The 24,913-nt window shown below is 51.1% G+C and carries 21 protein-coding genes; 1 reads left to right on the forward strand and 20 read right to left on the reverse strand.

Going from position 1 to position 24,913, the window contains the following annotated elements:
- Window positions 1-19 precede the first annotated feature (19 nt).
- The 5 genes from rbsK to AC1DLI_RS08230 form a co-directional block, all read right to left on the reverse strand.
- Window positions 20-934, reverse strand: coding sequence for a ribokinase (gene rbsK / locus AC1DLI_RS08210; RefSeq protein WP_477601367.1), 915 nt, complete (start codon window positions 932-934; stop codon window positions 20-22).
- 405 nt (window positions 935-1,339) lie between these two features.
- Window positions 1,340-2,836, reverse strand: a complete 1,497-nt coding sequence (gene rlmD, locus AC1DLI_RS08215; RefSeq protein WP_477601369.1) for a 23S rRNA (uracil(1939)-C(5))-methyltransferase RlmD — start codon at window positions 2,834-2,836, stop codon at window positions 1,340-1,342.
- 80 nt (window positions 2,837-2,916) lie between these two features.
- Window positions 2,917-3,825: a diacylglycerol kinase gene (locus AC1DLI_RS08220; RefSeq protein WP_308995161.1), complete on the reverse strand. Its 909-nt coding sequence runs from the start codon at window positions 3,823-3,825 to the stop codon at window positions 2,917-2,919.
- Between the two features lie 64 nt (window positions 3,826-3,889).
- Window positions 3,890-4,672, reverse strand: coding sequence for a sirohydrochlorin chelatase (locus tag AC1DLI_RS08225; protein WP_477601371.1), 783 nt, complete (start codon window positions 4,670-4,672; stop codon window positions 3,890-3,892).
- 11 nt (window positions 4,673-4,683) lie between these two features.
- The gene (locus tag AC1DLI_RS08230; protein WP_053372669.1) at window positions 4,684-4,974 is read right to left on the reverse strand and encodes a YerC/YecD family TrpR-related protein; all 291 of its coding nucleotides are present in this window, start codon (window positions 4,972-4,974) and stop codon (window positions 4,684-4,686) included.
- 235 nt (window positions 4,975-5,209) lie between these two features.
- Here AC1DLI_RS08230 and AC1DLI_RS08235 point away from each other — a divergent pair, with 235 nt between their 5' ends.
- Entirely contained in the window at window positions 5,210-5,743 is a 534-nt protein-coding gene (locus AC1DLI_RS08235; protein ID WP_477601373.1) for a tyrosine protein kinase, read from the forward strand.
- Between the two features lie 557 nt (window positions 5,744-6,300).
- Here AC1DLI_RS08235 and AC1DLI_RS08240 read toward each other — a convergent pair.
- The 15 genes from AC1DLI_RS08240 to purQ all read right to left on the reverse strand — a co-directional run bounded on the left by AC1DLI_RS08240 (window position 6,301) and on the right by purQ (window position 24,912).
- Window positions 6,301-7,296, reverse strand: coding sequence for an inorganic phosphate transporter (locus AC1DLI_RS08240; protein ID WP_477601375.1), 996 nt, complete (start codon window positions 7,294-7,296; stop codon window positions 6,301-6,303).
- Between the two features lie 24 nt (window positions 7,297-7,320).
- The gene (locus AC1DLI_RS08245; RefSeq protein ID WP_477601377.1) at window positions 7,321-7,932 is read right to left on the reverse strand and encodes a DUF47 domain-containing protein; all 612 of its coding nucleotides are present in this window, start codon (window positions 7,930-7,932) and stop codon (window positions 7,321-7,323) included.
- A gap of 220 nt (window positions 7,933-8,152) precedes the next feature.
- Window positions 8,153-9,226 carry a DUF3048 domain-containing protein gene (locus tag AC1DLI_RS08250; protein ID WP_477601379.1) on the reverse strand — a complete coding sequence of 358 codons (1,074 nt, stop codon included), beginning with the start codon at window positions 9,224-9,226 and terminating at the stop codon, window positions 8,153-8,155.
- Between the two features lie 253 nt (window positions 9,227-9,479).
- A complete protein-coding gene (locus AC1DLI_RS08255) occupies window positions 9,480-10,301 on the reverse strand; it encodes an alpha/beta hydrolase (RefSeq protein ID WP_477601381.1) in 822 nt (273 codons plus the stop codon).
- Between the two features lie 351 nt (window positions 10,302-10,652).
- The gene (locus AC1DLI_RS08260; RefSeq protein WP_477601383.1) at window positions 10,653-12,047 is read right to left on the reverse strand and encodes a sensor histidine kinase; all 1,395 of its coding nucleotides are present in this window, start codon (window positions 12,045-12,047) and stop codon (window positions 10,653-10,655) included.
- Window positions 12,044-12,901, reverse strand: coding sequence for a response regulator transcription factor (locus tag AC1DLI_RS08265; RefSeq protein WP_477601385.1), 858 nt, complete (start codon window positions 12,899-12,901; stop codon window positions 12,044-12,046). The genes AC1DLI_RS08260 and AC1DLI_RS08265 overlap by 4 nt, the downstream gene beginning before the upstream one ends.
- Before the next feature lie 25 nt (window positions 12,902-12,926).
- A complete protein-coding gene (locus AC1DLI_RS08270; protein ID WP_477601387.1) occupies window positions 12,927-14,372 on the reverse strand; it encodes a hypothetical protein in 1,446 nt (481 codons plus the stop codon).
- 30 nt (window positions 14,373-14,402) lie between these two features.
- The gene (locus tag AC1DLI_RS08275) at window positions 14,403-15,572 is read right to left on the reverse strand and encodes a polysaccharide deacetylase family protein (RefSeq protein ID WP_477601389.1); all 1,170 of its coding nucleotides are present in this window, start codon (window positions 15,570-15,572) and stop codon (window positions 14,403-14,405) included.
- A 221-nt stretch (window positions 15,573-15,793) separates the two neighbouring features.
- Entirely contained in the window at window positions 15,794-17,059 is a 1,266-nt protein-coding gene (gene purD / locus AC1DLI_RS08280; RefSeq protein WP_477601391.1) for a phosphoribosylamine--glycine ligase, read from the reverse strand.
- A gap of 136 nt (window positions 17,060-17,195) precedes the next feature.
- The gene (gene purH, locus AC1DLI_RS08285) at window positions 17,196-18,743 is read right to left on the reverse strand and encodes a bifunctional phosphoribosylaminoimidazolecarboxamide formyltransferase/IMP cyclohydrolase (RefSeq protein ID WP_477601393.1); all 1,548 of its coding nucleotides are present in this window, start codon (window positions 18,741-18,743) and stop codon (window positions 17,196-17,198) included.
- Window positions 18,744-18,806: 63 nt separating this feature from the next.
- Window positions 18,807-19,418: a phosphoribosylglycinamide formyltransferase gene (gene purN, locus AC1DLI_RS08290; protein WP_477601395.1), complete on the reverse strand. Its 612-nt coding sequence runs from the start codon at window positions 19,416-19,418 to the stop codon at window positions 18,807-18,809.
- Complete coding sequence (purM, locus tag AC1DLI_RS08295; protein WP_364151039.1) at window positions 19,418-20,461, reverse strand: phosphoribosylformylglycinamidine cyclo-ligase; 1,044 nt, start codon at window positions 20,459-20,461, stop codon at window positions 19,418-19,420. Before purM ends, purN begins: the two co-directional genes overlap by 1 nt.
- A gap of 65 nt (window positions 20,462-20,526) precedes the next feature.
- Entirely contained in the window at window positions 20,527-22,011 is a 1,485-nt protein-coding gene (gene purF, locus AC1DLI_RS08300; protein ID WP_477601398.1) for an amidophosphoribosyltransferase, read from the reverse strand.
- The gene (purL, locus tag AC1DLI_RS08305; RefSeq protein ID WP_477601400.1) at window positions 21,993-24,239 is read right to left on the reverse strand and encodes a phosphoribosylformylglycinamidine synthase subunit PurL; all 2,247 of its coding nucleotides are present in this window, start codon (window positions 24,237-24,239) and stop codon (window positions 21,993-21,995) included. Before purL ends, purF begins: the two co-directional genes overlap by 19 nt.
- Window positions 24,217-24,912 carry a phosphoribosylformylglycinamidine synthase subunit PurQ gene (gene purQ, locus AC1DLI_RS08310; RefSeq protein WP_308995071.1) on the reverse strand — a complete coding sequence of 232 codons (696 nt, stop codon included), beginning with the start codon at window positions 24,910-24,912 and terminating at the stop codon, window positions 24,217-24,219. Before purQ ends, purL begins: the two co-directional genes overlap by 23 nt.
- Window position 24,913: the final 1 nt, after the last annotated feature.

Raw genomic sequence — 24,913 nt, forward strand, 5'->3', positions numbered from 1 at the left:
GTCCTCTCGAAGTTAAATATTAAGATTGCGTTTCCATAAACCGTTCGACATCAGGACGTAAAGGCATACCGCTCTGTGCACCTAGCTTGGTGACCGATAGTGCGCTGGCTGCGACCGCGAACTTAACCGCCTCATCTAGCGACGCCCCCTCACTTAGCTTCACTGCCAGTGCGCCGTTGAAGGTATCGCCTGCACCGGTCGTATCGACCGCCTCTACTTTTTTCCCCTGCTCATGCCTGATCTCGCCGTCTAGATTTTTGTAAAATGCACCCTTGCTGCCGCCGGTCATCACTATACGATGCGGATACAGCTCAAGCAGCTGCTCGTACGTTCGTTCTTGCTTGTCGTCAATGCCGAGCAATATGGCAAGCTCGTTTTCATTCGGCGTAATCATATGAACCTGCTCAAGCAGCTCTTTAGGCAGCTTAATCGCAGGAGCAGGATTCAGCATAACTGGAATGTCCAGCTCATTAGCAAGTCTTACAGCTGTCTCCACTGTATCAAATGGAATTTCCTGCTGAAGCAAGACCATATCCGAGTTTGCAATAATTTCCTTCAAGGCCAAAATATCTTCTGGAAGCAGGCAATGGTTTGCCCCGGGGATAACAATGATACGATTATCATTGTCGCATATGGTGATCGTCGCTATCCCTGTCGAGATATGTGGAACCGTTTTCACATAGGTCGTATCGATACCTTCCTTCTCCAAATCCTCCATAAGTTGCTTTGCGAAGTGATCTTCGCCAACACAGCCGATCATCGTCACCTGTGCCCCAAGACGTGCACAAGCTACGGCTTGATTAGCTCCTTTCCCACCAGTGAAGCTAGAGAAAACGCTACCAAAAATCGTCTCGCCCTGATTCGGCATGATCTCTGTTTCTGTCACCATATCTATATTCATGCTTCCTATTACTGTAATTTTCGGCTTTGTCAATTTAGCACCTCTTTATCTGCAGCAGATTATGATTCGTGTTGTGTAATCGGTTACACATTTTTTCTCATTTTATTACTCCACAATAAGATTGTCAACAGCAAAATTAAAAGCTAGGAAAACAGTAATGGCTTAATGCATATATCTGCTGTGGTCATGCACTCCGTTCGGCCGATTAATCAGCTGCCGATAAGTTTGAATCCTTGTTTACCAATCAGATTTCAGGACAAAAACAAAAAAATGACGCTTAGGATCAACTCATCCTAGCGTCATTTTGACGTTCTTTTATGTTGAATTACGGTTATTTTGTACAATATTACCTAACACTTACAACCTCTGTACTGCCACTATCACTATTCTGTACTACACCCCAAAACCCAACAGATATCAGGTTTTTAGCCCTCTGTATTAACCCTCACGAGTTAACCAGACCACACTCTCCACATGAACCGTCCAAGGGAACATATCCACAGGCACAACCTCAGCCGTCCGGTATCCGCCGTCCTCAAGTACGCGCAAATCTCTTGCCAGCGTAGAAGGATTGCAGCTCACGTAAACGACTCTCTCCGGCTGCATCGCCAGAATTGTCTCGAGCAATGCGGGATCGCAGCCTTTGCGAGGCGGATCAACGACGATCACATCCGCCGTGATGCCTTCCTTGCGCCAGCGCGGGATGACAACTTCGGCTGGCCCAGCTTCAAAAGAAGCATTGGATATGCCGTTCAACGCTGCATTGCGAGCCGCATCCTCGATGGCTTCCGGTACAATCTCCACGCCATAGACGCGCCCAGCTTGCCGAGCAAGGAACAGCGATATGGTGCCGATGCCGCAGTAGGCATCAATAACCGTTTCCGTTCCTGTCAATCTGGCATATTCCACGGCTTTGCGGTAAAGCTCAACCGTCTGCATCGGATTAACCTGATAAAACGATCTTGCCGAGATCGCGAAGCGGATACCGTCGAGCTCATCATAGATGACCTCGCTTCCCCAAAGAACAAGCGTCTCATCGCCAAAAATGACGTTCGTGTTCCGCTCGTTAACGTTCTGAACGATGCTCTTCACACCCGGCAGCTCCTCGCGGATACGCTTAACCCATTGCTCCGCCTTAGGCAGCTTCTTGCCGTTCGTCACCAGCACAACCATGATTTCACCCGTCACGACACCCGTCCGCGCCATGACATGGCGCAGCACGCCGCGGCCCGATTGTTCATCGTAAGGCGAAGCGCCCAGCTCCCGGCCAATCCGCTTCACGACGCGAATCACCTCGTCGTTATGCTCATGCTCGATTAGACAATCGTCCATATCAATAATTCGATGGCTGCCGCGCGCGTAGAAGCCCGCGATCAATTGCCCGTCATGAGCGCTCGCGCCGATTGGTACCGAAGCTTTGTTCCGGTAGCGCCAAGGCTCGTCCATGCCAACCGTAGGATGTACGATGATTCCCTCTGAAACGCTCTTTCCATCTGCAAGACTGCCTTCTCCCGCCACATGCAGCTTCCCGATCCGCACCAAATTGTCCACGACATGCTGCCGCTTCCACTCCAGCTGCGCGGGGTAATCGAAGTGCTGCAGCTGGCAGCCGCCGCACTCCTTATAAATATCGCAAGGCGGCTCAATCCGCGAAGGGCTCTTCAGCACCAGCTCTTCAAGCCTGGCATAGCCGTATTGCTTCTTGACCTTCATCACCTTCGCGCGCACGCGTTCACCGGGAAGTGCCCCCTGTATAAAAAGGGTAAAGCCGTCAGCGCGGCCTACCCCTTCTCCGTCATGCGTCAAGCCGATGATATCGACGGTGACTTCTTCATTTTTCTGAAAAGGAGCATCTACCCGGACCGCCGCACTCGCACTCACACCAGCCGCGCCGCGCGCTCTCCCTTTGCCGCCTCTGCTTCTGCCTTTGTTCATAAACTCTCTCCGCTCTATCTTCAATGCTGTTGCTTACTTATTGCTATCCATTATTCCCTAATTCCCGCATTCAACCGTTCTTAGCGGTAAGTTGATTCACCGGTCTCATCCGCAAAAATCCGCAAATGCGAAGGCAGCACCGAGAACGTGCATGGCAGCACGCCGCCATATTCGCCATCGAGGTTAATCTGCACGTAATCCGGCGTCGTTACTTTAAGCTCATCCGTCCGGAAATGAATCACATGCGGATCATTCAAATGCTCGCCGCGCAGCGCCAGCGTGACCAGCTTAATAAACTCAGGCAGGTTGCATTTACGGATAAGCAGCACATCCAATAAGCCGTCATCCAGCTTAGAGTCTGGCGCTAGCCGCTCGAAGCCGCCGACCGAGTTGCTGTTGCAGATAAGGAACATCATGAATTCATCGTGGAACTCGCCTACGCCAGCGGCTTGAAAGGTCAGCTCGGTTGGACGAAGGCGGGTCATTTTCTCCATGCCCTTCATATAATAAGCCAACTGGCCTATCATCGTCTTCAGCTTGCTCGGCACATCATACGTCAGCTCCGTCAAGGAGCCGCCCCCGGCAATGTTGATAAAATAACGCTCATTCGCCTTACCGACATCAATCGGCCGGCTGTATTGTTGAATAATCAGGTCGACGGCGTACTCCCAGTGCTTCGGAATGCCCATCGCCCGTGCAAAATCATTCGTTGTGCCCACCGGCAGTATGCCGAGCGGAGGCCGGTTCTGCTTGCTCGTGAGACCGTTAATGACCTCATACAGCGTGCCGTCACCGCCCGCCGCAATGATCATGTCATAGCCGCGATCCGCCGCTTCCGCTGCCGCAAGCGTTGCGTCTCCTTCTCCGATCGTCGCGTGACAGCTTGTTTCAATGCCGCCCTGCTCGAGCCGCTGAAGAATATCAGGCAGACGCTTTTTCATTTCTTCTCTTCCCGATGTCGGGTTATAAATAAGTCTCGCCCGTTTGATTGCCATCTCGGCTCCACTCCTAACCATCCATTCAACCTAGCCTCTATGAATAAAAGAATGCTCTCTACTTTTCATTCAAACGCTGCAGGCCCTCCAGCATCTGACGCTCCAGCCATCTTTCAATCGCCTGATTAGGAAGCATTGCCTTACCATTATATCGATACTCTAGTCCTGTAAGTCGAGTCGGAATTACATGGTTTGTAAAATAACCCCGGCTCAGAAACAGCGGTACAACAATGACCGCTTCCCCCGGGTTTGCGGCCTGCATCGCTGCAAGCTTCGCCGCGGCTTGATCGGGCAGCAGCATCGCGTACTCTGCTCGCTTATAGCCGCCTAGACCGCGCAGCCTCTCGCCGAGCTTCAGCAGGCCTTCCTGCCAGCGCTCGTGAAACACCTTTTCCTTGCTGCCGTGTCCAATAAGCAGCAAAGCTTCCTTCTCTGGTTCTGTGGATAATTCCATTATATTCGCTGCAAGCAGCTCTGCAATTTCCGGATCATCATCGATTGGCAGACCGTAGCGTATATTAGCCGATACGCGAAAGGTACCAAGGTCTCCCTCCAGATCCGTAAGCCAAGGCAAACCAAATGCTTGCCCGATTTCATCCACATGCGTGCTGCCAGACGAAATGAAGAACGGCACGACATACATGTCCGTTACACCCAGGCGTTCAAGCTCATAGATTCCATCCTGAATAAGCCGTCCCTCAATAATTTCGAGAAAGGACGACACAATTGGAATATCTGATAAGCGCGGCGAAGCTGCTGCCGCAATGACGGCATCATCAACCAGCTTAACCCACGCAGCTTCTCTGGAGCCGTGACTAATCACGAGAATGCCTGGCTTCATTGAAGGTTTACCTACCTTCCCAAACGCTCTAAAGCCATTTTATATCCGTCATTACCATAGTTCAAACAACGCTTCACCCTTGAAATCGTTGCTGTGCTGGCACCCGTTTCTGCTTCGATTGCGTTGTATGTACTGCCCTTGCCGAGCATACGCGCTACTTCAAGTCTTTGGGATAACGACTGGATTTCATTCACTGTGCACAAATCGTCAAAGAACACATAACATTCCTCTACCGACTTCAATGTTAGAATCGCTTCGAATAATTGATCTATCGCTTTATCGTTCAGCTTTTTGAGCTGCATGTGAATTCACTCCTATTAAAACTAATGTTACTATTGTATCTTTTTTAACCGTTTTTTTCAAACATTACCGTATTCACGCATCACAGAGTGGAAGATGACCACGGCGCCGTTTTGAAGCGCAGACGCATACAAGCACAGGGCATTTATCCAGAAAAAATCCGGTACCCGGGGCATTCGTCCAATCCGTATGTTCGCCTACCCCATAGACTGTTATAAAAGAAGGGTTGTGATCCGTGTGAATTATCGCAATAACCCCGGTAACGGCAACCAGCATGACGATTGGCACGGCGGCCAACGGCTTACGCAAGGCCCGCCAAGCAAATCGTCCGGCGCCAAGTCGAGCGGCTTCAACTTTGGCGGAGACCTGCCGACGATGCCGCCGGCATCAGCATCGCCGCATACGCAGGATATCCTGCCCGCCGTTATACCGGAATCAACAGCTGAGTTAATTGAAACGACCGCCAGCACCAAAGCAGGCGGCTTCTCCCTTGCCAGCCTAGGTGAAATCAAAGGTTACATCGATCGGATTGGCGGTATTGACGGTATTCTTACAACGGTTACGAAAGTCCAAAAGGTCATGTCCAGCGTCTCCCAAATGGCGCCGCTGGTCAAAGTGCTCATGGGCTCCTTCAGCAAAAAGTCATCGTCTGATTCCGATGATGACGACGGCGAATGGAAACCAAAGCGCCGAAAGCGTCGCAAGCCAAGCTCCGGCTCCGGCTCAAGCAACAATGGAGTTCGCCGCCGCAAGCCAAAACGCCGTCGATAAGCCTCCCGCAAGAGTAGGGCTTGGATATATTTCACCTACATCGTCCCAAGTGAAGCATCCCTGATTGCAGCGCGCAGCGCTGCATTCGGGTGTTTTGCTTGCGATGGTTTATTCACATTCTCACACACAATAAAATCAAGTTATTCGCCTGTGGATAAGATTTTCGCCAAGCTATCCACAGGATTTTGAACAACGATCAATGTTTTTCAAATACGCTTGTGTACAAGTGCAACCTTCGACAGGCTTCGGCAGCAGCTCGCTTACGTTCCATGCACAGCTGTTCATTCGATGTGTATATCTTATTGATATTGGAGAGCCTATTTCTTCAGCACTCACTCATCCACAACATCATTTCCCATATCGCCGCTTATTACCGTTGTCGCCGAAGCGATTCCATACACAGCTGTTATTAACTATGTGTATACACGCAAATTTCGCGCAATTTCGATAATGGTTGTCCACAAGAGAACACAAAAAATAGTGAGGTAAATCTCATTCCCCATGAACCAAAGGCTCATGGCGAGTGAGGTTTTCCTCACTATCTCAGGTCATTCTTCTTACAGGAAGAAGAAATGAATAATCCAATAGAATACCATAGCCATTACGACCGTAATCGGAATGGTAATGATCCATGCAATGATGATACGGCCCGCAACGCCCCATTTTACGGCGGAGAAGCGCTTCGCGCTGCCTACACCGAGGATCGAAGAGGTAATAACATGCGTTGTACTTACCGGCAGGTGAATCATTGTTGCCGTCAGAATAACTGCAGCGGAACCGATATCAGCTGCGAAACCGTTGATCGGCTCGATTTTGAAAATTTTTGTACCCATCGTCTTGATGATCTTCCAGCCGCCGACCGAGGTACCGAGCGCCATCGCTGTCGCTGCGGAAATCTTAACCCAGAGCGGAACGTCCATCGTCGTCTGAATGCCGGATGCTACTAGCGCAAATACGATGATACCCATCGCTTTCTGCGCATCATTCGTGCCGTGCGAGAACGATTGGAACGCAGCCGTAAGAATCTGGCCAAAACGAAACCCTTTATTCACTTGATGCGGACTTGATTTGGCGAACACCAATTTTAATATCCACATAATGATAAAACCGGCAGTGAAAGCAATCAACGGTGAAAAGATCAACGCTTGTACGATCTTGATCAGTCCGCCGGAGTTAATCGCGCTCACACCTGCTCCGCCAATAACCGCACCCGCTAGGGAGCCGATCAAAGCATGCGAGGATGAGGACGGAATGCCAAACCACCAGGTGAGCAAATTCCATACTATCGCGGATAATAAGGCAGCGATTACGATTGGAACGCCCTGCTCCAGCTCAGCCGGATTAGCAACGCCCTTGCCGATTGTTGCAGCAACGCCAGTGAAGGTAATGGCGCCGACGAAGTTCATAACAGCCGCCATGACGATTGCAACCCTAGGCTTTAATGCCCGAGTAGATACAGCAGTCGCAATGGCGTTGGCTGTATCGTGGAATCCATTTATAAAATCAAACGAAAGCGCTAGAAATACTACAATCCATAGAACGATTAAATCCATTGTGTAAGACTCCTACTCTCCAGATTAGCTGTTACGCATAATGATCGATTCCAGCGTATTAGCAACATCTTCGCAGAAGTCGGTCGTTTGCTCCAGCATCTCGTAAATCTCTTTGCGCTTCATCAGCTCAATTGGATCTGTGACGTTCGTGAACAAGCTCTTAATGCAAACCCGAAGCAGGTCATCCGCTTGGTTCTCAAGCTCGTTAAGCGCAATATTCGGCTCGCGGATGGCAAGCAGCTTACGCTCAGTCAGCAAGTAAATTGCCTTCTTGATTTGGTGCGAAGAACGAACAAGAATGTCGCCGAATAGGGTTATGTACTCATCCTTCTCACGAATGTTGTACATTTCAAAACGGGAAGCACAAGCTTCTATGCCGTCAAGAACATCATCAAGCGAACTCGTCAGGGCCATAATATCTTCGCGCTCGATCGGAGTGATGAACGTTTTGTTCAATTCCTTCAAAATCGTATGCACATGTTTGTCGCATTTGCTTTCGTATTCCTTCATGGTTTTGGCGAAAGCTGTTACATCCGATAAGTCTGACAGCCCTTTGGCGAAGTACTCAACAGCCTCGACGATAGAGTCAGCCATTTCTTCGAACGTCTTAAAGAAAATATCCTTTTTCTTGAACATCTTAATCCCCTTTACCCGACTTGATGTTTAGGCGCACTGCTGAGCCCACAATATCTTAACATAGTTTACATGCGAATTGTTAAGAGAATGTAAAGGTTTTATGAAAACTTTTAGATTTTCAAAATAAATATAAAAAAGACACAATCTCGTTACAAGATTGCGTCCATTCTATACCCAGGAAGCTCATCCGTTAACGCCTGTTAACAGTGTTTCCAAAGTGCTACGTTTGTACCCAAGATACATGCCCCTCAAATGTCGGTTTGTTCGGCACGATATGAAAGAAGGTTTTGCCGGGAACGAATGGCAGCTCTACTCCGTTCTTCACAATCCGAACCATTCCGTCAGGAGCCCTGACCCATTCCGCTTCAATGGCTTTGCCCTTCTGGAACAGCATCGCCGAGCCTCCGCTTGTCATATCGACCGCAAGCCTTCCCGCATTATCCAGCGTCTCATGATCCGCTCCGAGCACGACCAGGTTCGTTCCCGAGAGCTGTTCATTATTGTTCAAATCAATATGCGGTTTGCCGCCAATGGAACGTTTATACAAACCGGTAACCGAGTCATATACATAGCCTACGCTGTAATCTTTGAGCAGGAAAGAAATCGTAATATCAGATGCCGGAACCCCAGCCTCTGCGGAGCCCGCTTCCGCGAACGTGTACGGAGGCACCTGTTTATCCAAGTTGTATTTCTTCTTCTCCGCACCCGTGCGCAGCTTCTCTAAGCTTGAATACAAGTTATGCGGCGCTTTCCGATCCTTGCTCCTCCAGAAATAACTGCCTGCATTCGAGATCTCATCTAAATATGGCTTGCCCTGATGCTGCAGCACATCATAACCGTCGTTGCTTGCGCCTGCATGAGCAAGTATCGCTCCGTAACTGTCCCCGATATCAATGAGATAAGGCCTGATACTGCGGATCGGACCAATCGAATCGGTCAATCCTTCCGTGCTCTGGAATACCGCAATTAACCGCGTAATGCCGCCTTCGGCAAGCACTTCCCATATCACGTCGGCGTTCATGAGTCCTGATTGCGGGCGAGCAGCTGCAAAATTATTAATCATCACGGCAATCGGTCTTGCCTCCGCGGCTTTTTCCAGCTTCAAGCCGGTTAACGGCGCATCATAAGGAAGCGGTGTCGGCTCAGATACAGGCGCTGACGTTCTCGTCGGTTCGTTATTTTCATTTGTTGGCTGCGTTGTGTTGCCTACGCCGTTATCTCCGCTGCATGACGCAAGGAGAATAGTAATCGATAATAGCAGCGCTGCTGCCGTATTTCGGATTTGTTTGTCCATACGATAACCCTGCCTTTTCCCCGCTAAGCTTAGCTTGTATTCGGTTTCATACTTCTTCCATTTAAACACAATTCACAGAGGATGTCTCGACAAAAAATGCTGCTTTCTCGGTTGAAAAATTAATAATTTCACATGATAACCTTATCTCCTGCCAGAAATCGTATTCGCAGGGCTTGAACATTCAAACGTCAAACCGAATAAAGGGGCAAGCTCATATTATCTGTGAGCTTGCCCCTTTTAGCCTTCCATTTCCTTAGATACTCCAGTGATGCCAATCCTCCTGCTGCTTCTCAAGACCGTTCAACCAATCCGAGGTCACGCGGATCGCTTCCTCCTGATGGCTGCGTGCTGAATACGTATGATTCGCTTGAAAAATAATTTCCTTATCGCATAAGCCCTCATTGCGGGTCCAGAACACCTTCTGGTAGAGGAAGCTGTAGTCAACGGGAATCAGCTCATCGCTCGTACCGTGCACAAGCAGCACCTCGCCCCCAAATCTCGTTGCCGCTTGGAACGGCTGATGCTGGAGCAGCGATTCGAAGAATACGGGCTGCAGCGTATACCCTTGATAATCAGAGCTGCCTGTCGTAACGGCGTTATCATAGCTGCTGCGTCCCACAATACGTACAATATCATTAAACGGATAGGCTACCGGGGACCAAAGCACCAGCCGCTTTGCCCGCTTGTCCTTAACGGCTGTCATAATCGCAACTGCTCCGCCAAGACTGTGGCCGAGCAATACGATACGGCGCGGATCGACGCACTCCATGCTTGCCACATAATCAATCGCGCTTCTAGTCTGGTCGACCATCGAATCGAAGCCGAGAGCACCGTAATCTCCGTTGCTCTCTCCGCAGCCGCCGTAATCAAAGCGCAGAACGTAAGAGCCTTGCGCTGCAAGCGCACGAGCCGTCTTCACGAACAATCGGTCAACGCCAATGCGAGAGCCAATGAAGCCATGGCATATGATAATAGCTTGCCTTTTCTCTGTTTCATTTTTAATTCCGTCTGCGGGGTAATGCAGCGTTGCCGCAAGCTCAAGCTCGTTATGTCGCAGCGTCAAGTGCTTTTCCATCCCGATAACCTCCTGTTAGCTTATATATAATAATTCCTACCTGTATACTATGAATTAACATTAAAACCATAATATCATCCTTGCTCTGCAGCTGTCAATCCTACGTTTAAAATATAATCGCCCCACTTACGATGCAGCGAAATGGGACATACTATACATAGGATTGGCATTATAGCATGTTCAGGAGGTGCGAAACCATGCCTTTATGGATTGCATGGATGAAGGAGAATTGGCTTTCCCTAATGCTAATCTTAGGGATCGTCATTGCAATCACTTATGTGATTGCCAAGCGCAAACTGCTTTTCTATAAAGAATGACGATCAGAGCGGCGCAAATGAATGAGGCTGGAATCTACTCCTCATGCATAAGCGGCACTCGAATCGTCACGATCGTACCTGCTCCACGTTCGCTGTCAATCGTAAGCTGACCGCCGTGGAGCTCAATTATTTCTTTGCAGATTGCGAGTCCGAGTCCCGAACCGCCTTGTCCTGTATTGGCCTTATAAAACTTTTCCGTAACATGCGGCAAATCTTCCGCTTCAATCCCGCAGCCGGTATCCGATACGGTGAGCATTGCGACATCCTGCTCCGCATTCGTAACTACGCGGATCGTGCCGCCCGCCGGCGTAAATTTAAGCGCATTGTCGATCAAATTAATAATCACCTGCTTCAAACGGTTCGCATCTCCGCGAACGACAATCGGGCTCTTCCCGTAGGTGGCAAGAATCCGTACACGGGTATGCTCCTCACGCACCGCAAGCTGATTGACCGTCTCCTTCACCGGGCCGTTGAAATCGAGCACTTCGCTGTGCAGCTCCATCGTTCGCGCCGACAGCTTCGAGAAATCGAGCAGATCCTCGACAAGACCCGATAAACGCTCAGTCTCTTTGCTGATAATAGATAAGCCCAGCTTAACTTCTTCGTCATCCTCCGTAGGCTCGCTTTCCTTCAACGTCTCGCTCCAGCCCTTTATCGACGTTAACGGCGTGCGCAGCTCATGGGATATGGATGATATAAAGTCATCCTTCAGCTTCTCGCGCTTGCTAAGCTCCATAACCATGACATTAAACGTTTCCGCAAGCTGACCGATTTCATCATCATTTCGCTGAATGGCTCGGCGCGTCCAATCTCCTTCCGCCATATAGCGGGCCGCCCTCGTTAGCTCGCGAATCGGCTTCACGATCCGCTGTGCCAGAAACAAGCTTAGGCCAAGAAACAGCAGCACAACCCCGATACCGACTGCAGCAGCCATTCGAATAAGCAGGCTTACCATCGCATCCACCTGTCCCAGCGAAGCCGAGTACCGAAGCATCGACACGACGCGCGTTTCATTCCAGAGCGGAATGGTCACGGACATTACACGCTCGCCATAATACGGATCGACGCCTCTCCAGCTACCGGTAGCACCTGCGATTGCAGATTTTACGTCAGCCGTCGTATAACGGATATCCGGCGCGAAGCCATCGGAGTCGATACGGATTTGGCCTGTGCTATCAAGCAGCTGGAGCCTCGTTCCGCTCTCCACCATGTATTGCAGCATATAATCGCCTTGGTCCTTTACCGTAAGGGAGGATAGGGAACGGCTGTGCAGCGATAGCGCGGATTCCGCTCTTTGCTTAACGGAGCTCTGCGCGCTTCCATAATAATAGTTCCACATCAATGCGGCAAACACGCCGCCGAGTACGCTGACGACAAGCACGATGAGCAGCAAATAGCTCCATACCATGCGCGTTTGTACGCTTTTCATTCGTCGACGCCCCGTTTCCACCGATAGCCGTAGCCCCAAACCGTTTCTATAAAAGCCGGATCAGACGGATTTTTCTCGATTTTTTGGCGAATTCTCCGTATGTTTACGTCAACCACCTTGAGATCGCCGACGTAGTACCTGCCCCATACCTCAGTCAAAATATGATCGCGGCTGACGCTCTCGCCTACACGCTCCATCAGCAGCCTGACCAGCGTCCATTCCGTTGGCGTCAAAATAATTTCCCGATCGCGCTTCCACAGCTTGCGCTCCGACACAGAAAGGCGAAACGGCAGCACTACCAGCTCTGGATGCATGGCGGCATAGGGATAAGACGACTGCATGGGCGGCTGTGCATGCGGGATTGCTGTCATGCTGGATCCAGCGGCTTCTTCAATCGCTGCGTCAGCTTTATTAACGGAAAGGCTCTCGTTAGCTGCGCCTGCCTCGTGCTCCTGATCCCGCGCCTGCTCCTGATCCGCCGCCGTATCCGGCTTCATACGGCGATAAAGCGATTTAATGCGCGCGATGAGCTCACCCGGGCTGAAGGGCTTCTGCACATAATCGTCCGCACCAAGCTCCAGCCCATGTATTTTATCTTCTTCCTGTGACTTTGCCGTCAGCATAATGATACCCATGCGCGGATAACGGGCACGCAGCTGCTCGCATACCTCGAATCCGCTGATCGTAGGCAGCATAACGTCCAGAAGCGCAATATCGATCGGGCCTTCCGTCTCAGCGAGAGCGAGCGCCGCTTCTCCCGTCTCTGCTTCCAGAACTTCCATTTCGTTACGCTTCAGGTTAATGCGGACGAAGCCGCGGATGGACTCCTCGTCCTCCAACAATAATATACGCATCGCTCAGGCCACCCGCTTTTCTATCTTAATCATTTCGAATGGTCAGTGAAGAAGCAAGCTCCGCTTCCACCCCAGCCATTTCGCTGAACGCTTGACGCTCTGCTTCCGGCCACTTCGCCGGGGCTTCCTTTACGAACGAAACCGCAAATATATTGCCGCTGTCCGTCAAGAGCTGCCGATAGGGCTTTCCTTGCTGCCTCCACTCTGATTCTACGGTTTCCCACTGCTTCTGCGGTACGGCATATAATGTGGCCAGATCGGACGTCATGTTTAACTCCTCATTCCAATAGTCAATCGCTACGAAGGCATGCGCTTCATCCGAGCTATGCAGCGTGTAGCGGCCTATCCATTGCTCCGGAATCCGCAGCTGTATGCCATAGCGATAATCCGTAAATTCTTCCGAGATTTTCTCAAAGCCCTTTTTGCCGTCCCACTGCATCCATTCGTTCAACCACTTGGACTCGGCATAGGAAATGTCTTCATACCCAGGCGCTTCTCTTGCCCATGACAGCTCCAATATGCCATCCGCATTTTTATCCTTGCTCATAGTAGGTGTGCCGCTCAACCCTTCTTGCCCTTTTGCGCCCGTTGGGAAAACGAGCCGAAGCTTGTTTTTCTCCCAAACATACATCGCCGTATAGGTGCTGTGGGCACCGGTCGACGCCTCCAAAATAATCCCTCTATGGCGAGGTGATATCCGTCCAATAATTAAACGGTCATAATTATTAACAGCATTATACAGGTTTTCCGTGTAGAGTTCCTGCATGCCCCCGTTTTTCCAATTGTAGAGCGTTAAATGATATTCGGGCAGAGCCATTTCCTGGCTCGTTCCGATCTCTGAGAGGATCGCAAGCTCCAGACGCCCATCCTCATTGATGTCGCCCGTATCCCCGTAAGAATAAGGCAGCGTCTCCACTGGCTTCAGAATCAGCTTACCCGTATCGCCCCGTACGGGCTTTGTGTTGAACGAATAAATCTCAAGCACGTTGGGACTGTCGAAAGCGCCGATCCATCCGATCATAATTTCCATATGGCCGTCCTTATCGAGATCCTCGATTTTCAGCCATTCGATAAGCCTAGCAAGCGGCTGCTGCACGAGCACCCATGGCTTCCATAGGCCCGATGTATATTTAAACACCATTAACTCCGGTGAGCTGTATTCATTGTAATAAGAAACGATGGCCTCTTTCGTACCGTCCCCGTCTGCGTCGATTAGACGAATCGCTTCCATATGATCCTCTCGAAGAGGGAGCGTGAGCTTGCTGTAAGCCGGCAGATTCATTTCGATGGCTTGTACGATCGCTTGCTTTTCCGGCGCAATAGCCGGCTTCTGCAGGAGATCTGCAGGTGCGGCTGTATAACGACAGCCTGTAGCCAAGCATAGGAGGATTAGGATGCCGCAGAGCAGAATGCTCCATCGCATGATTTGTCCTCGGCTATACTTGGCTCTCGTATAACTTCCGTTATCCAACTTTACAGCCTCCTCGTACCTTTAACCCAGTTAAACTAGTTGATCGGCAGTCACCAATGTGTAGCCCATTTCTACTAAATCATCAATAATGCCCGGTAACGCTTGTACCGTGTTCTTAATATTTTTGCTGCCAAAAGAATGCATTAATATTATACCACCCGGCTTTGCCTCGTTCTTAATCATTTTGCTCATATTCGCTGCGGATGTACCCGCCCAATCACGCGTATCGATGTTCCAGCCAACTAATTCGCGGCTGCTCGCTTTCAATACAACCTTCAGCGTATCCGATACGGCGCCGTATGGAGCGCGGACCATAGCCGGCGTAAAACCGATTGTTTTTTTGATCACGGCATCGGAGGTTTTGATTTCCACGATCATTTGCTGCTTGTTCAGCTTAGATAAATCCTTATGGCTGTAAGTATGATTGCCGATTGCATGTCCTTCCTCCGCAATACGCTGGAGCACTTCAGGATTTTTCTTGACCTGCTGTCCGACGACAAAAAATGTTGCTTTTACTTCTTTTTCCTTCAGGATGTCCAAAATGTCATTCGTATAACGCTGGTCCGGACCGTCATCAAACGTCAAGGCAATATATTTCTCGCCTTTGCCGGGCTTTACTGCCGGAGCCGTTTTATCAGGCTTATCCAGCTCTTCTGCAGAGGTATCTGGTTTGTTCGTCACCGGCGTATCCGGCTTCGCTGTGGACTGCGTGACAGGCTCGCTCGTAGCCGCTGCATCCGGCTTAGGGGTTGGCGTTACTTCCGGCTTCTCCGTTGCCTGAGCGTCCGGCTGCTCTGTTCCAGCCGGTTCCGGCTCGTTGGTCACTTCTGCTCCTGCATTGTCCGGATCGGCATCCGGCTTTTCTGTGACGCTCGGATCTGGCTTGTCGTAACCCGGATGAGCTCCTATGCTGCCTTCACCCTGCGTCTTCGGCGGCTTGCCTGTCAGATCGCCGTGGCTGACATCGCTTCCCGTGCCACCGCCGGCATGGCCAACGATGACAACATTGCCTTCGCCGTCTGAGCCTCCATCTGTCTGAGGACCCGTCCAGACGCTGCCTGTGGTTACTGCTGGCTGCTTATCGCCTGTCAGCAGCGAGCTAATCGTTTGGCTGGCAGAGCATCCGCTAAGCCATACCGTTACTGCCGCAAACATCATCCAAACTAATAGCTTTGGACGATGCCGCTTTGCCATTTTCATCTCATTCACCTTCTATTCCTCGCTGATAGATTCATTGTAACGCTGGAACAGATTGATAGAGTTACAAATTAGTAACACCTTTCGAGTAAATCTGACATAAATGAACATAAAAAAAGAGCCTGACAGCTATAGCCATCGGGCCCTGCACGCAAAAAAAACGAATGCCCCGCGCTGCTCTAGGTGAGCGTCGCGGGGCATTGGCCTTTCATTCAATAATGGACTTAAACCAGCGCTTTTGCGGCAATGTCCGTACGGTTTTGCTTGCCTTCGAAGTCGATGACGCTAACCGCTTCGTATGCACGGGCACGAGCCTCAGCAATGTCGCGACCGCGTCCCACAATACCCAGCACGCGTCCGCCGTTCGTTACGAACTGACCGTCCTTCTCGGCTGTACCTGCATGGAACACCAATGCACCCTGTGCTTCCGCCTCGGCAAGACCGCTAATGACACGGCCTTTCGGATAAGAAGCGGGATAACCTTCTGATGCAACAACCACACAAACCGCTGCTTCGTCACTCCACTGGATATCGAGCTGATCGAGGTTGCCGTTAATCGATGCAAGCACGATATCGATCAGATCCGTTTGCAAACGAGGCAATACGACCTGCGTTTCCGGATCACCCATACGCGCGTTAAACTCGATGGTCTTTGGACCGTCCGGCGTAATCATAAGGCCGGCGAACAATACGCCGCGGAACGGGCGCCCTTCGCTAACCATTGCTTTTGCCGTAGGAATAATGATGTTCTGGATGGAATCCTCGATGATGGCTGGATCGATATGCGGCAGCGGCGTATACGTTCCCATGCCGCCTGTATTTGGCCCTTTGTCGCCGTCAAAAATCGGCTTATGATCCTGTGCGGGCACCATCGCGCGTACAGTTTCGCCGTCAACGAAAGCAAGAATCGACATTTCTTGTCCGACTAGGCATTCCTCGATAACGATTTGCGTGCCGGCTTGGCCAAATACCTTATCGACCATCATTTCGCGCAGTGCCTTTTCTGCTTCTTCAAGCGTTGCGGCAACCGTAACGCCTTTGCCGGCAGCTAGGCCGTCAGCCTTAATAACGATAGGCGCAGACTGCTCGCGAAGGTATGCGGAAGCTGTCTCATAATCGGTAAACGTCTCATACTTCGCCGTTGGAATGTTGTACTTTTTCAGCAAATTTTTCATGAAAATTTTGCTGCCTTCGATTTCCGCCGCGTTTTTGCGAGGACCATATGCTGCGATTCCAGCTGCCTCGAATGCATCCACGATGCCATCCGCAAGCGGATCATCCGGACCTACAAACACAAGATCAATCGCTGCATTCTTTGCAAAACGGATCAGCTCGTCAAACTCGCTGACTGCAATCGGCACAACTTCGGCAAGCTGCGCAATGCCGGCATTGCCCGGCGCACAAAAAATTTCTTTTACCTTCTCGCTTTTCTTAAGCGCCCATACGATTGCGTGCTCGCGTCCGCCGCCGCCCACTACCAAAATACGCATAACCGTTAACCTCCTAAATAACTATACAAGCGTAAACGGCTGTCGCCGTCCTTTATAATTCTTATATTTTAAAACAGCTGCAGCCGCCGCCCTCGCCAGCTCTCTGTCGTTAACGTGCGGCTGCCTATTTACTCGTTTAGTGTTTAAAGTGACGCACGCTTGTAAACACCATAGCGATGTTGTTCGCGTTAGCCGCTGCGATGGACTCTTCGTCCTTGATTGAGCCGCCTGGCTGAATGATTGCGGTAATACCCGCTTTTGCCGCAAGCTCAACCGTGTCTCCCATTGGGAAGAATGCATCCGAAGCAAGAGCTGCGCCTTTTGCCGCCTCGCCCGCTTGCTCAATCGCGATACGAGCCGCGCCAACGCGGTTCATTTGGCCTGCGCCAACGCCGATCGTCATATCATCCTTAGCAAGCAAAATCGCGTTCGATTTCACATGCTTCACGACTTTCCAGCCAAATAGAAGCTGCTTCAGCTCTTCTGCTGTTGGTTTGCGGTCCGTTACGAACTTCAGATCCGCTTCCGTTACGCCGTGTACGTCGCTCTCTTGCACGAGCATGCCGCCGTCAACCGATGTAACAAGCCATTCCGGCTTGCGCTCGCCTGCTGCGGTAAGCTCGCCCAGCTTCATCAAGCGGATGTTTTTCTTTTTCGTCAAAATTTCAAGCGCCTCTGGCGTGAAGTCAGGAGCGATGATGATTTCAAGGAAAATACCGCCAAGCAGCTCAGCCGTGTCAGCACCAATCGTACGGTTAGCCGCGACGATACCGCCGAAGATCGAGGTTGGATCCGCTGCGTATGCTTTTTGGTAGGCTTCGTGAATGGTTGCGCCGATTCCTACGCCGCAAGGGTTCATATGCTTAACGGCAACAACTGCCGGCTCGTCGAACTCTTTCAGAATAGCAAGCGCTGCGTTTGCGTCGCTGATGTTGTTGTAAGAAAGCTCTTTGCCATGAAGCTGCTCGGCAGTCGTTACGTTGCCTGCCGCAGCAAGCGGCTTGCTGTAGAATGCAGCCTTCTGATGCGGATTCTCGCCGTAACGAAGATCCTGAACCTTCTCGTAAGTTACCGTATACGTCTCAGGCAATGATTCGCCCACTTGCTTGGTCAGGTAATCGGAAATTAGGGAATCATAAGCCGCTGTATGGCGGAACACTTTGGCAGTCAAGCGTTTGCGTGTCTCAAGCGTCGTATCGCCTTGTGCTTTCAATTCTTCAATAACCGTGCCATAGTCGGCAGTATCAACTACAACCGTTACGAACGCATGGTTTTTGGCAGCAGAGCGAAGCATAGTCGGGCCGCCGATATCGATGTTTTCGATCGCATCTTCATAGGAAACATCAGGCTTAGCGATCGTTTCTTTGAACGGATATAAATTAACGACAACAAGGTCGATATAATCCAGACCAAGCTCCTTCATCGTTTTCTGATGCTCTTCATTGTCACGCACCGCAAGCAAACCGCTATGTACGGCCGGGTGAAGTGTTTTGACACGACCATCCAAAACCTCCGGGAAGCCCGTTACATCGGAAATACCGATAACCGGAATGCCTTCCTGTTGCAACAGGCTGAATGTACCGCCCGTCGAAATGATTTGCACGCCTTGGCTTGCCAAGTCTCTGGAAAATTCCACGATTCCCGTTTTATCGGAAACACTGATTAACGCTCTACGAATTGCCACGCAAATACCTCCTCATCTATTTGACCAAACCTTTGCTTATCCGAAAATAGTGCCTTAAATTCGCTAGCCGCTCACTCTCACATGACGCCCATCGAGCGAAACGCGCCCCTGCGCGATCTGCTGGATGACAGCCGGCAGCAGCGCTTGCTCCGCTGCGTGGATGCGCTCTGCGAGCGATTCTTCCGTATCTGCATCCGTCACTTCAACCACGCGCTGCGCGATAATCGGCCCGCTGTCCATGCCCCCGTCCACATAATGGACGGTTACGCCGGTCAGCTTCACACCGTACGCCAGCGCTTGCAAGGTGGCGTTCACGCCGGGGAATGCCGGCAGCAATGCCGGATGAATATTAATCATCCTGCCGTAGAACGGCTCAACGAGCACCGATGTGATAATGCGCATGTAGCCCGCCAGCACGATCAATTCTACGCCGCGGCGCGCAAGCTCAGCGATAATCTCCGTCTCGTAGGCTTCACGGGACGGATACTCTTTCGGCGTGAACAGGAACGTGTCCACGCCAGCCTTCCGCGCGCGCTCCACTACGGGAGCGGCAGGCTTGTCACAAACAAGAAGCTCGATGGTTACATCGAGCTTCCCCTCCTGCACCGCATCCACAATCGCTTGGAAGTTTGAACCTTGTCCCGAAGCGAAAACAGCGATGCGAAGTGCTCCCATTATACGTCCGCTCCGGTAAACGTTACGATGCGGCTTCCTTCCGTAACCGTTCCGATACGGTAAGCCTGCTCTCCAAGCTCGTTAGCAATGCGAAGTGCTTCATTTGCTTGATCAGCCGGTACAACAACTACTAAGCCGATACCCATATTGAAAGTCGTGAACATATCACGATTCGTAATGCCGCCTTTATTTTGCATCAAATCGAAGATTGGCAAAATCGGCCATGAGCCGAATTCCACGTCAACGTTCACGCCGTCCGGCAGAACCCGCGGGATATTCTCGATAAAGCCGCCGCCCGTAATATGCGCCATGCCCTTCACTTCTACTTGCTCAACCAGCTTAAGCGCCGATTTTACGTAGATGCGGGTTGGCTCGATCAGCACGTCGCCAAGCTTCGCGCCGCCAAGCTCTTCAAGCTCCTGATCAAGCTTGTATCCAGCATCCTCAAGCAGCAAACGGCGAACGAGTGAGAAGCCATTGCTGTGAATACCGCTTGAAGCGAAGCCGATAACCGCGTCGCCCGCAGCGATAGTTGATCCGTCGATCATTTTCTTCTTGTCGACAATACCGACCGTAAAGCCGGCGATATCGTATTCTCCGCCTTGGTACATACCCGGCATTTCAGCCGTTTCGCCGCCGATCAAGGAACAGCCCGCTTGCACGCAGCCTTCAGCGATACCTTTGACGATCGCTTCGATCTTCTCCGGAACGACTTTGTCGCATGCCAAGTAATCGAGGAAGAACAACGGCTCCGCGCCTTGAACGATGATATCGTTCACGCACATTGCCACGGCATCGATGCCGATCGTGTCATGCTTGTCCATGGCAAAAGCAAGCTTCAGCTTTGTTCCGACGCCATCCGTTCCAGACACGAGCACAGGCTCATCATACTTGTCCTTGTTTAGGCTGAACAGACCGCCAAAGCCACCAAGCTCTGCCAGCACCTCAGGGCGGTAAGTCCGCTTTACGTGCTTCTTCATCCGTTCAACCGCTTCGTTGCCTGCCGCGATATCGACGCCGGCTTTTTTGTACGCTTCTGACACTCTCGGTCAACTCCTTAACTAATTTAGGAGCAGCAATCACTCCATGGGGTTAATCATTTACGCTATTAACAGCTGCAGCTTTTGTCCGATTCTTCGTTAACCGGCGTTGGGTAATCGTTATCGAAGCAAGCGAGACACATGCCGCGATTATACGCTCCGTCATTGCCGCCAACCGATTCTACAAAGCCTTCGTCGCTTAAAAAGGATAAAGAATCCGCATTGATCTGTTTCCGTATTTCTTCTACCGTGCGGTAAGAAGCGATAAGCTCCTTGCGGTCGGGCGTGTCGATGCCGTAATAGCAAGGGTTTTTGAAAGGCGGCGATGTAATCCGCACATGCACCTCTGTCGCTCCTGCTTCGCGAAGCAAGTTAACGATCCGAAGCGACGTTGTGCCGCGCACGATGGAATCGTCAATCATGACGACGCGTTTGCCTTCAACCACTTTACGGACAGCGGACAGCTTCATTTTGACACCCTTCTCGCGAAGCTCTTGGGAAGGCTGGATGAACGTCCGGCCGGTATATTTGTTTTTGATAAGTCCAAGCTCGTAAGGAATGCCCGTTTGCTCCGCATAACCGATCGCAGCCGAGATACTCGAATCGGGAACACCCGTTACGATATCCGCGTCGACGAACGACTCCGTTGCAAGCTGACGGCCCATCCGTTTGCGCGCCGAGTGAATGTTAATCCCGTTAATATCACTGTCCGGGCGGGCAAAATAAATGTATTCCATCGCACAGGTTGCGCGGCGGTCAACTTTGGCGTAACGATCCTCACGCAAGCCGTTAGCATCCAAAATAAGCAGCTCGCCCGGCTGAACATCGCGCTCATAAACCGCACCGATCGTCTCAAATGCGCATGACTCCGAAGAGAATACGTATCCATCGCCGATGCGGCCCATAACGAGCGGACGCAGGCCATGCGGATCAGAAGCAACCAGCAGCTTTTCATTGGTCATGATCAAGAATGCAAAGCCGCCGACAATGCGCTGCAAAGCCTCTTTCGCTGCCGTTTCAAAATCCTTCGACGAGCGAGCGATCAGATGAGCGATAACTTCCGTGTCGCTGGACGTTTGGAAGATCGAGCCTGACATCTCGAGCTCATGGCGGATCTCAGGCGCGTTCACGATATTGCCGTTCGTAGCAACCGCAAGGTCGCCGTCCCGATAACGGAAAATAAGCGGCTGCGCGTTGGCAAGCTTGCTCTCTCCCGCTGTCGAATAACGAACATGGCCAATCGAACGGTCGCCGGCCAGTATATCGAGCTTTTCTTTATCGAATACTTCTTTTACTAGACCCATGCCGCGGTGGTAAGCGAATTTGTTGCCGTTATTCGTATCTACCGTACAAATTCCGGCACTTTCCTCGCCGCGATGCTGAAGCGCATGAAGTCCATAATAGGAAAGGTTGGACGCTTCGGGGAGATTAAATACCCCGAAAACGCCGCATTCCTCACGCAATTTGTCAAAAATATCGTCACGGCCAATGCCTTCGTTATAGTGGTCTCCCGTCCATAACAAGGGCTCCTGTCTTATTTTTTCATCAGACATGGAATCGCATCCTTCCAGACCTTCTCCAGTTGTTTTACCGGCGCCTGAATGCCGGCTTTTCCGTTTACGCTTATGGTCAGGCCGCTGCCTTTAACAGTACCGATTTGTGCATGTACAACGCCTTGCTCGGAAAGCAATGCTTGCAAAGCCGCAGCTTGCTCCGGTTTAGCCGAAAGCAGGATACGGGATTGCGATTCGCTGAACAAGAGATGGTCAGCGCGCAGCTCCGATGTCAAAGCAACTTCAGCGCCAAGGCGACCGCTTATGCAGGATTCCGCAACAGCAACCGCAATACCGCCTTCGGACAAGTCATGCGCCGAGGCTACAAGACCTTTTTGAATAGCGCCAAGCACGGCATCAAGAACCTTCTTCTCCGTTGCAAGGTCAATTTCAGGAGGACGTCCGGCAGCAGCGCCTTGCAATACGTACTGCAGCTCGCTTCCGCCCAGTTCCGCTTTCGTTTCGCCGACAAGAATGATAACGTCGCCTTCTGCTTTGAAGCCTTGTGTCGTGATGTGGTCGATGTCATGTACGAGACCAACCATACCGATTACCGGCGTCGGGTAAATAGCGCCCTTCGCGTTCTCGTTGTACAAGCTTACATTACCGCCGATTACCGGCGTATTAAGCACGACGCAAGCCTCAGACATACCGTCTGCGGATTTCTCAAGCTGCCAGAACACCTCTGGCTTCTCCGGGTTACCGAAGTTAAGGTTATCCGTAACAGCAAGCGGCTCTGCGCCCGAGCAAACGATGTTACGCGCTGCTTCCGCAACGGCAATGCGTCCGCCCACTTCCGGATCTAGATATACGTAACGTCCGTTACAGTCCGTTGTCATCGCAAGCGCCTTGCGCGTGCCGCGAATCGTTACGACTGCCGCATCGGAGCCCGGTTGAACAGCTGTCGATGTACGAACCATGTAGTCATATTGATTATAAACCCACTCTTTGCTCGCTACGGTTGGGGAAGCAAGAACCTTCTCCAGCGCGCCGGTCAAATCGGTTACTTCTTCGTAAGCTGCTGTGTCTATTGCAGCATTTTCGCTGAAGTAAGCAGGCTCTTTCGATGGTTTGTCGTATACAGGGCACTCGTCAACGAGCGCTTTAACCGGCATATCGGCAACCTCTTGGCCTTGGTGGAACAAACGAAGACGTCCGTCATCCGTTACTTTACCTACTTTGGCGCAAATAATGCCCCAACGGTCAAAGATTTCTTTCGCCTGTGCTTCATGCTGCGGCTCTACGACGAAGAGCATACGCTCTTGCGACTCGGAAAGCATCATCTCATAAGGCGTCATGCCTGTTTCGCGCTGCGGCACCTCATCAAGGTAAAGCTCAAGGCCGTTACCCGCTTTGGAAGCCATCTCCGCGCTGGAGCATGTAAGTCCTGCTGCTCCCATATCTTGAATACCAAGCACGATACCGGAATCGATCAGCTCAAGCGTCGCTTCCATAACCAGCTTCTCCATAAACGGATCGCCGACTTGTACCGCTGTACGTTTTTCTTCGGATTCTTCGGACAGTTCTACTGAAGCAAAGGTTGCGCCGTGAATACCGTCGCGGCCTGTAGCAGGACCCACGTAGAATACCGGGTTGCCTACCCCTTTAGCGACACCGCGCTGAATTTTGTCATGATCGATTAGACCCACGCACATCGCGTTAACGAGCGGATTGCCCTCGTAGCTCTCATCGAACATAACCTCACCCGCAACTGTCGGAATACCAATACAGTTACCGTAGCCGGCAATACCGCTAACTACATGCTCAAACAAATATTTAACGCGCTCATTCTCAAGGCGACCGAAGCGCAGGCTGTTCAGCAAAGCAATCGGACGAGCTCCCATGGAGAAAATGTCGCGGATAATGCCGCCAACGCCAGTTGCAGCGCCTTGGAAAGGCTCAACCGCCGATGGATGGTTATGCGATTCGATTTTGAATACAACCGCTTGGTTGTCGCCGATATCGACGATACCCGCGCCTTCGCCTGGTCCCATAAGAACGCGAGGTCCGGTAATCGGGAATTTTTTCAAGATCGGCTTGGAGTTTTTGTAAGAGCAGTGCTCTGACCACATGACGCTGAAAACGCCGATTTCCGTATAGTTAGGCTGACGGCCAAGAAAACCGCAAATCAGCTCAAACTCATAATCGGATACGCCAAACTGGCTGTAAATCTTTTGCTCGGCAATTTGCTCCGCTGTCGGTTCCTTAGCTGTTAACTGCTGCGCCATGTTGTTCCCTCCATGCATTCAAAATCGATGTAAACATCCGTTTGCCGTCTTCCGAGCCAAGCAATTGATCAATCGCGCGCTCTGGATGAGGCATCATTCCTACTACGTTTCCTGCTTTGTTGCTGATACCCGCAATGTTCTCTACCGAACCGTTCGGGTTCGTGTCGCCTGCATAGCGGAATACGATTTGGTTGTTTGCTTTAAGCTCGGCAAGCGTTGCGTCGTCGCAATAGTAGTTGCCTTCGCCGTGGGCGATTGGAATCGTTATAATTTCACCTTGCGAGTATTGGTTAGTAAATGCTGTGCCGCTGTTTACAACTTCAAGCTGCTCTTGCTGGCACACGAACTTCAGTCCGTTGTTGCGGATCAATGCGCCTGGCAGAAGGCCGGCTTCCGTCAAAATCTGGAACCCGTTGCAAATGCCCAGGATAAACTTGCCGGCTTCAGCCGCTTTTTGCACTTCGCCCATAACAGCCGCGAATTGTGCGATCGCGCCGCAGCGCAGGTAGTCGCCGTAAGAGAAACCGCCCGGCACTAGAATTGCATCATAAGCGGACAAGTCCGTAGCTGTATGCCATACGTAGTCAACCGACTGGCCGATAGTGTCTTCGACGGCTTTGAAGCAATCGATATCACAGTTGGAGCCAGGAAATACGAGTACCGCAAACTTCATC

The sequence above is a fragment of the Paenibacillus sp. 01T443 genome, from assembly GCF_056398325.1.

Bases quoted from the DNA above. Each gene is read 5' to 3' on its own strand.
- purD (WP_477601391.1), bottom strand. From the start codon at position 17,059: ATGCGTATTTTGGTAGTGGGCGGCGGCGGACGCGAGCACGCAATCGTA.
- AC1DLI_RS08240 (WP_477601375.1), bottom strand. From the start codon at position 7,296: ATGGATTTAATCGTTCTATGGATTGTAGTATTTCTAGCGCTTTCGTTT.
- AC1DLI_RS08260 (WP_477601383.1), bottom strand. From the start codon at position 12,047: ATGAAAAGCGTACAAACGCGCATGGTATGGAGCTATTTGCTGCTCATC.
- AC1DLI_RS08255 (WP_477601381.1), bottom strand. From the start codon at position 10,301: ATGGAAAAGCACTTGACGCTGCGACATAACGAGCTTGAGCTTGCGGCA.
- AC1DLI_RS08245 (WP_477601377.1), bottom strand. From the start codon at position 7,932: ATGTTCAAGAAAAAGGATATTTTCTTTAAGACGTTCGAAGAAATGGCT.
- AC1DLI_RS08275 (WP_477601389.1), bottom strand. From the start codon at position 15,572: ATGAAAATGGCAAAGCGGCATCGTCCAAAGCTATTAGTTTGGATGATG.
- AC1DLI_RS08250 (WP_477601379.1), bottom strand. From the start codon at position 9,226: ATGGACAAACAAATCCGAAATACGGCAGCAGCGCTGCTATTATCGATT.
- purN (WP_477601395.1), bottom strand. From the start codon at position 19,418: ATGGGAGCACTTCGCATCGCTGTTTTCGCTTCGGGACAAGGTTCAAAC.
- purL (WP_477601400.1), bottom strand. From the start codon at position 24,239: ATGGCGCAGCAGTTAACAGCTAAGGAACCGACAGCGGAGCAAATTGCC.
- AC1DLI_RS08230 (WP_053372669.1), bottom strand. From the start codon at position 4,974: ATGCAGCTCAAAAAGCTGAACGATAAAGCGATAGATCAATTATTCGAA.
- AC1DLI_RS08225 (WP_477601371.1), bottom strand. From the start codon at position 4,672: ATGAAGCCAGGCATTCTCGTGATTAGTCACGGCTCCAGAGAAGCTGCG.
- purQ (WP_308995071.1), bottom strand. From the start codon at position 24,912: ATGAAGTTTGCGGTACTCGTATTTCCTGGCTCCAACTGTGATATCGAT.
- purF (WP_477601398.1), bottom strand. From the start codon at position 22,011: ATGTCTGATGAAAAAATAAGACAGGAGCCCTTGTTATGGACGGGAGAC.
- AC1DLI_RS08265 (WP_477601385.1), bottom strand. From the start codon at position 12,901: ATGCGTATATTATTGTTGGAGGACGAGGAGTCCATCCGCGGCTTCGTC.
- rlmD (WP_477601369.1), bottom strand. From the start codon at position 2,836: ATGAACAAAGGCAGAAGCAGAGGCGGCAAAGGGAGAGCGCGCGGCGCG.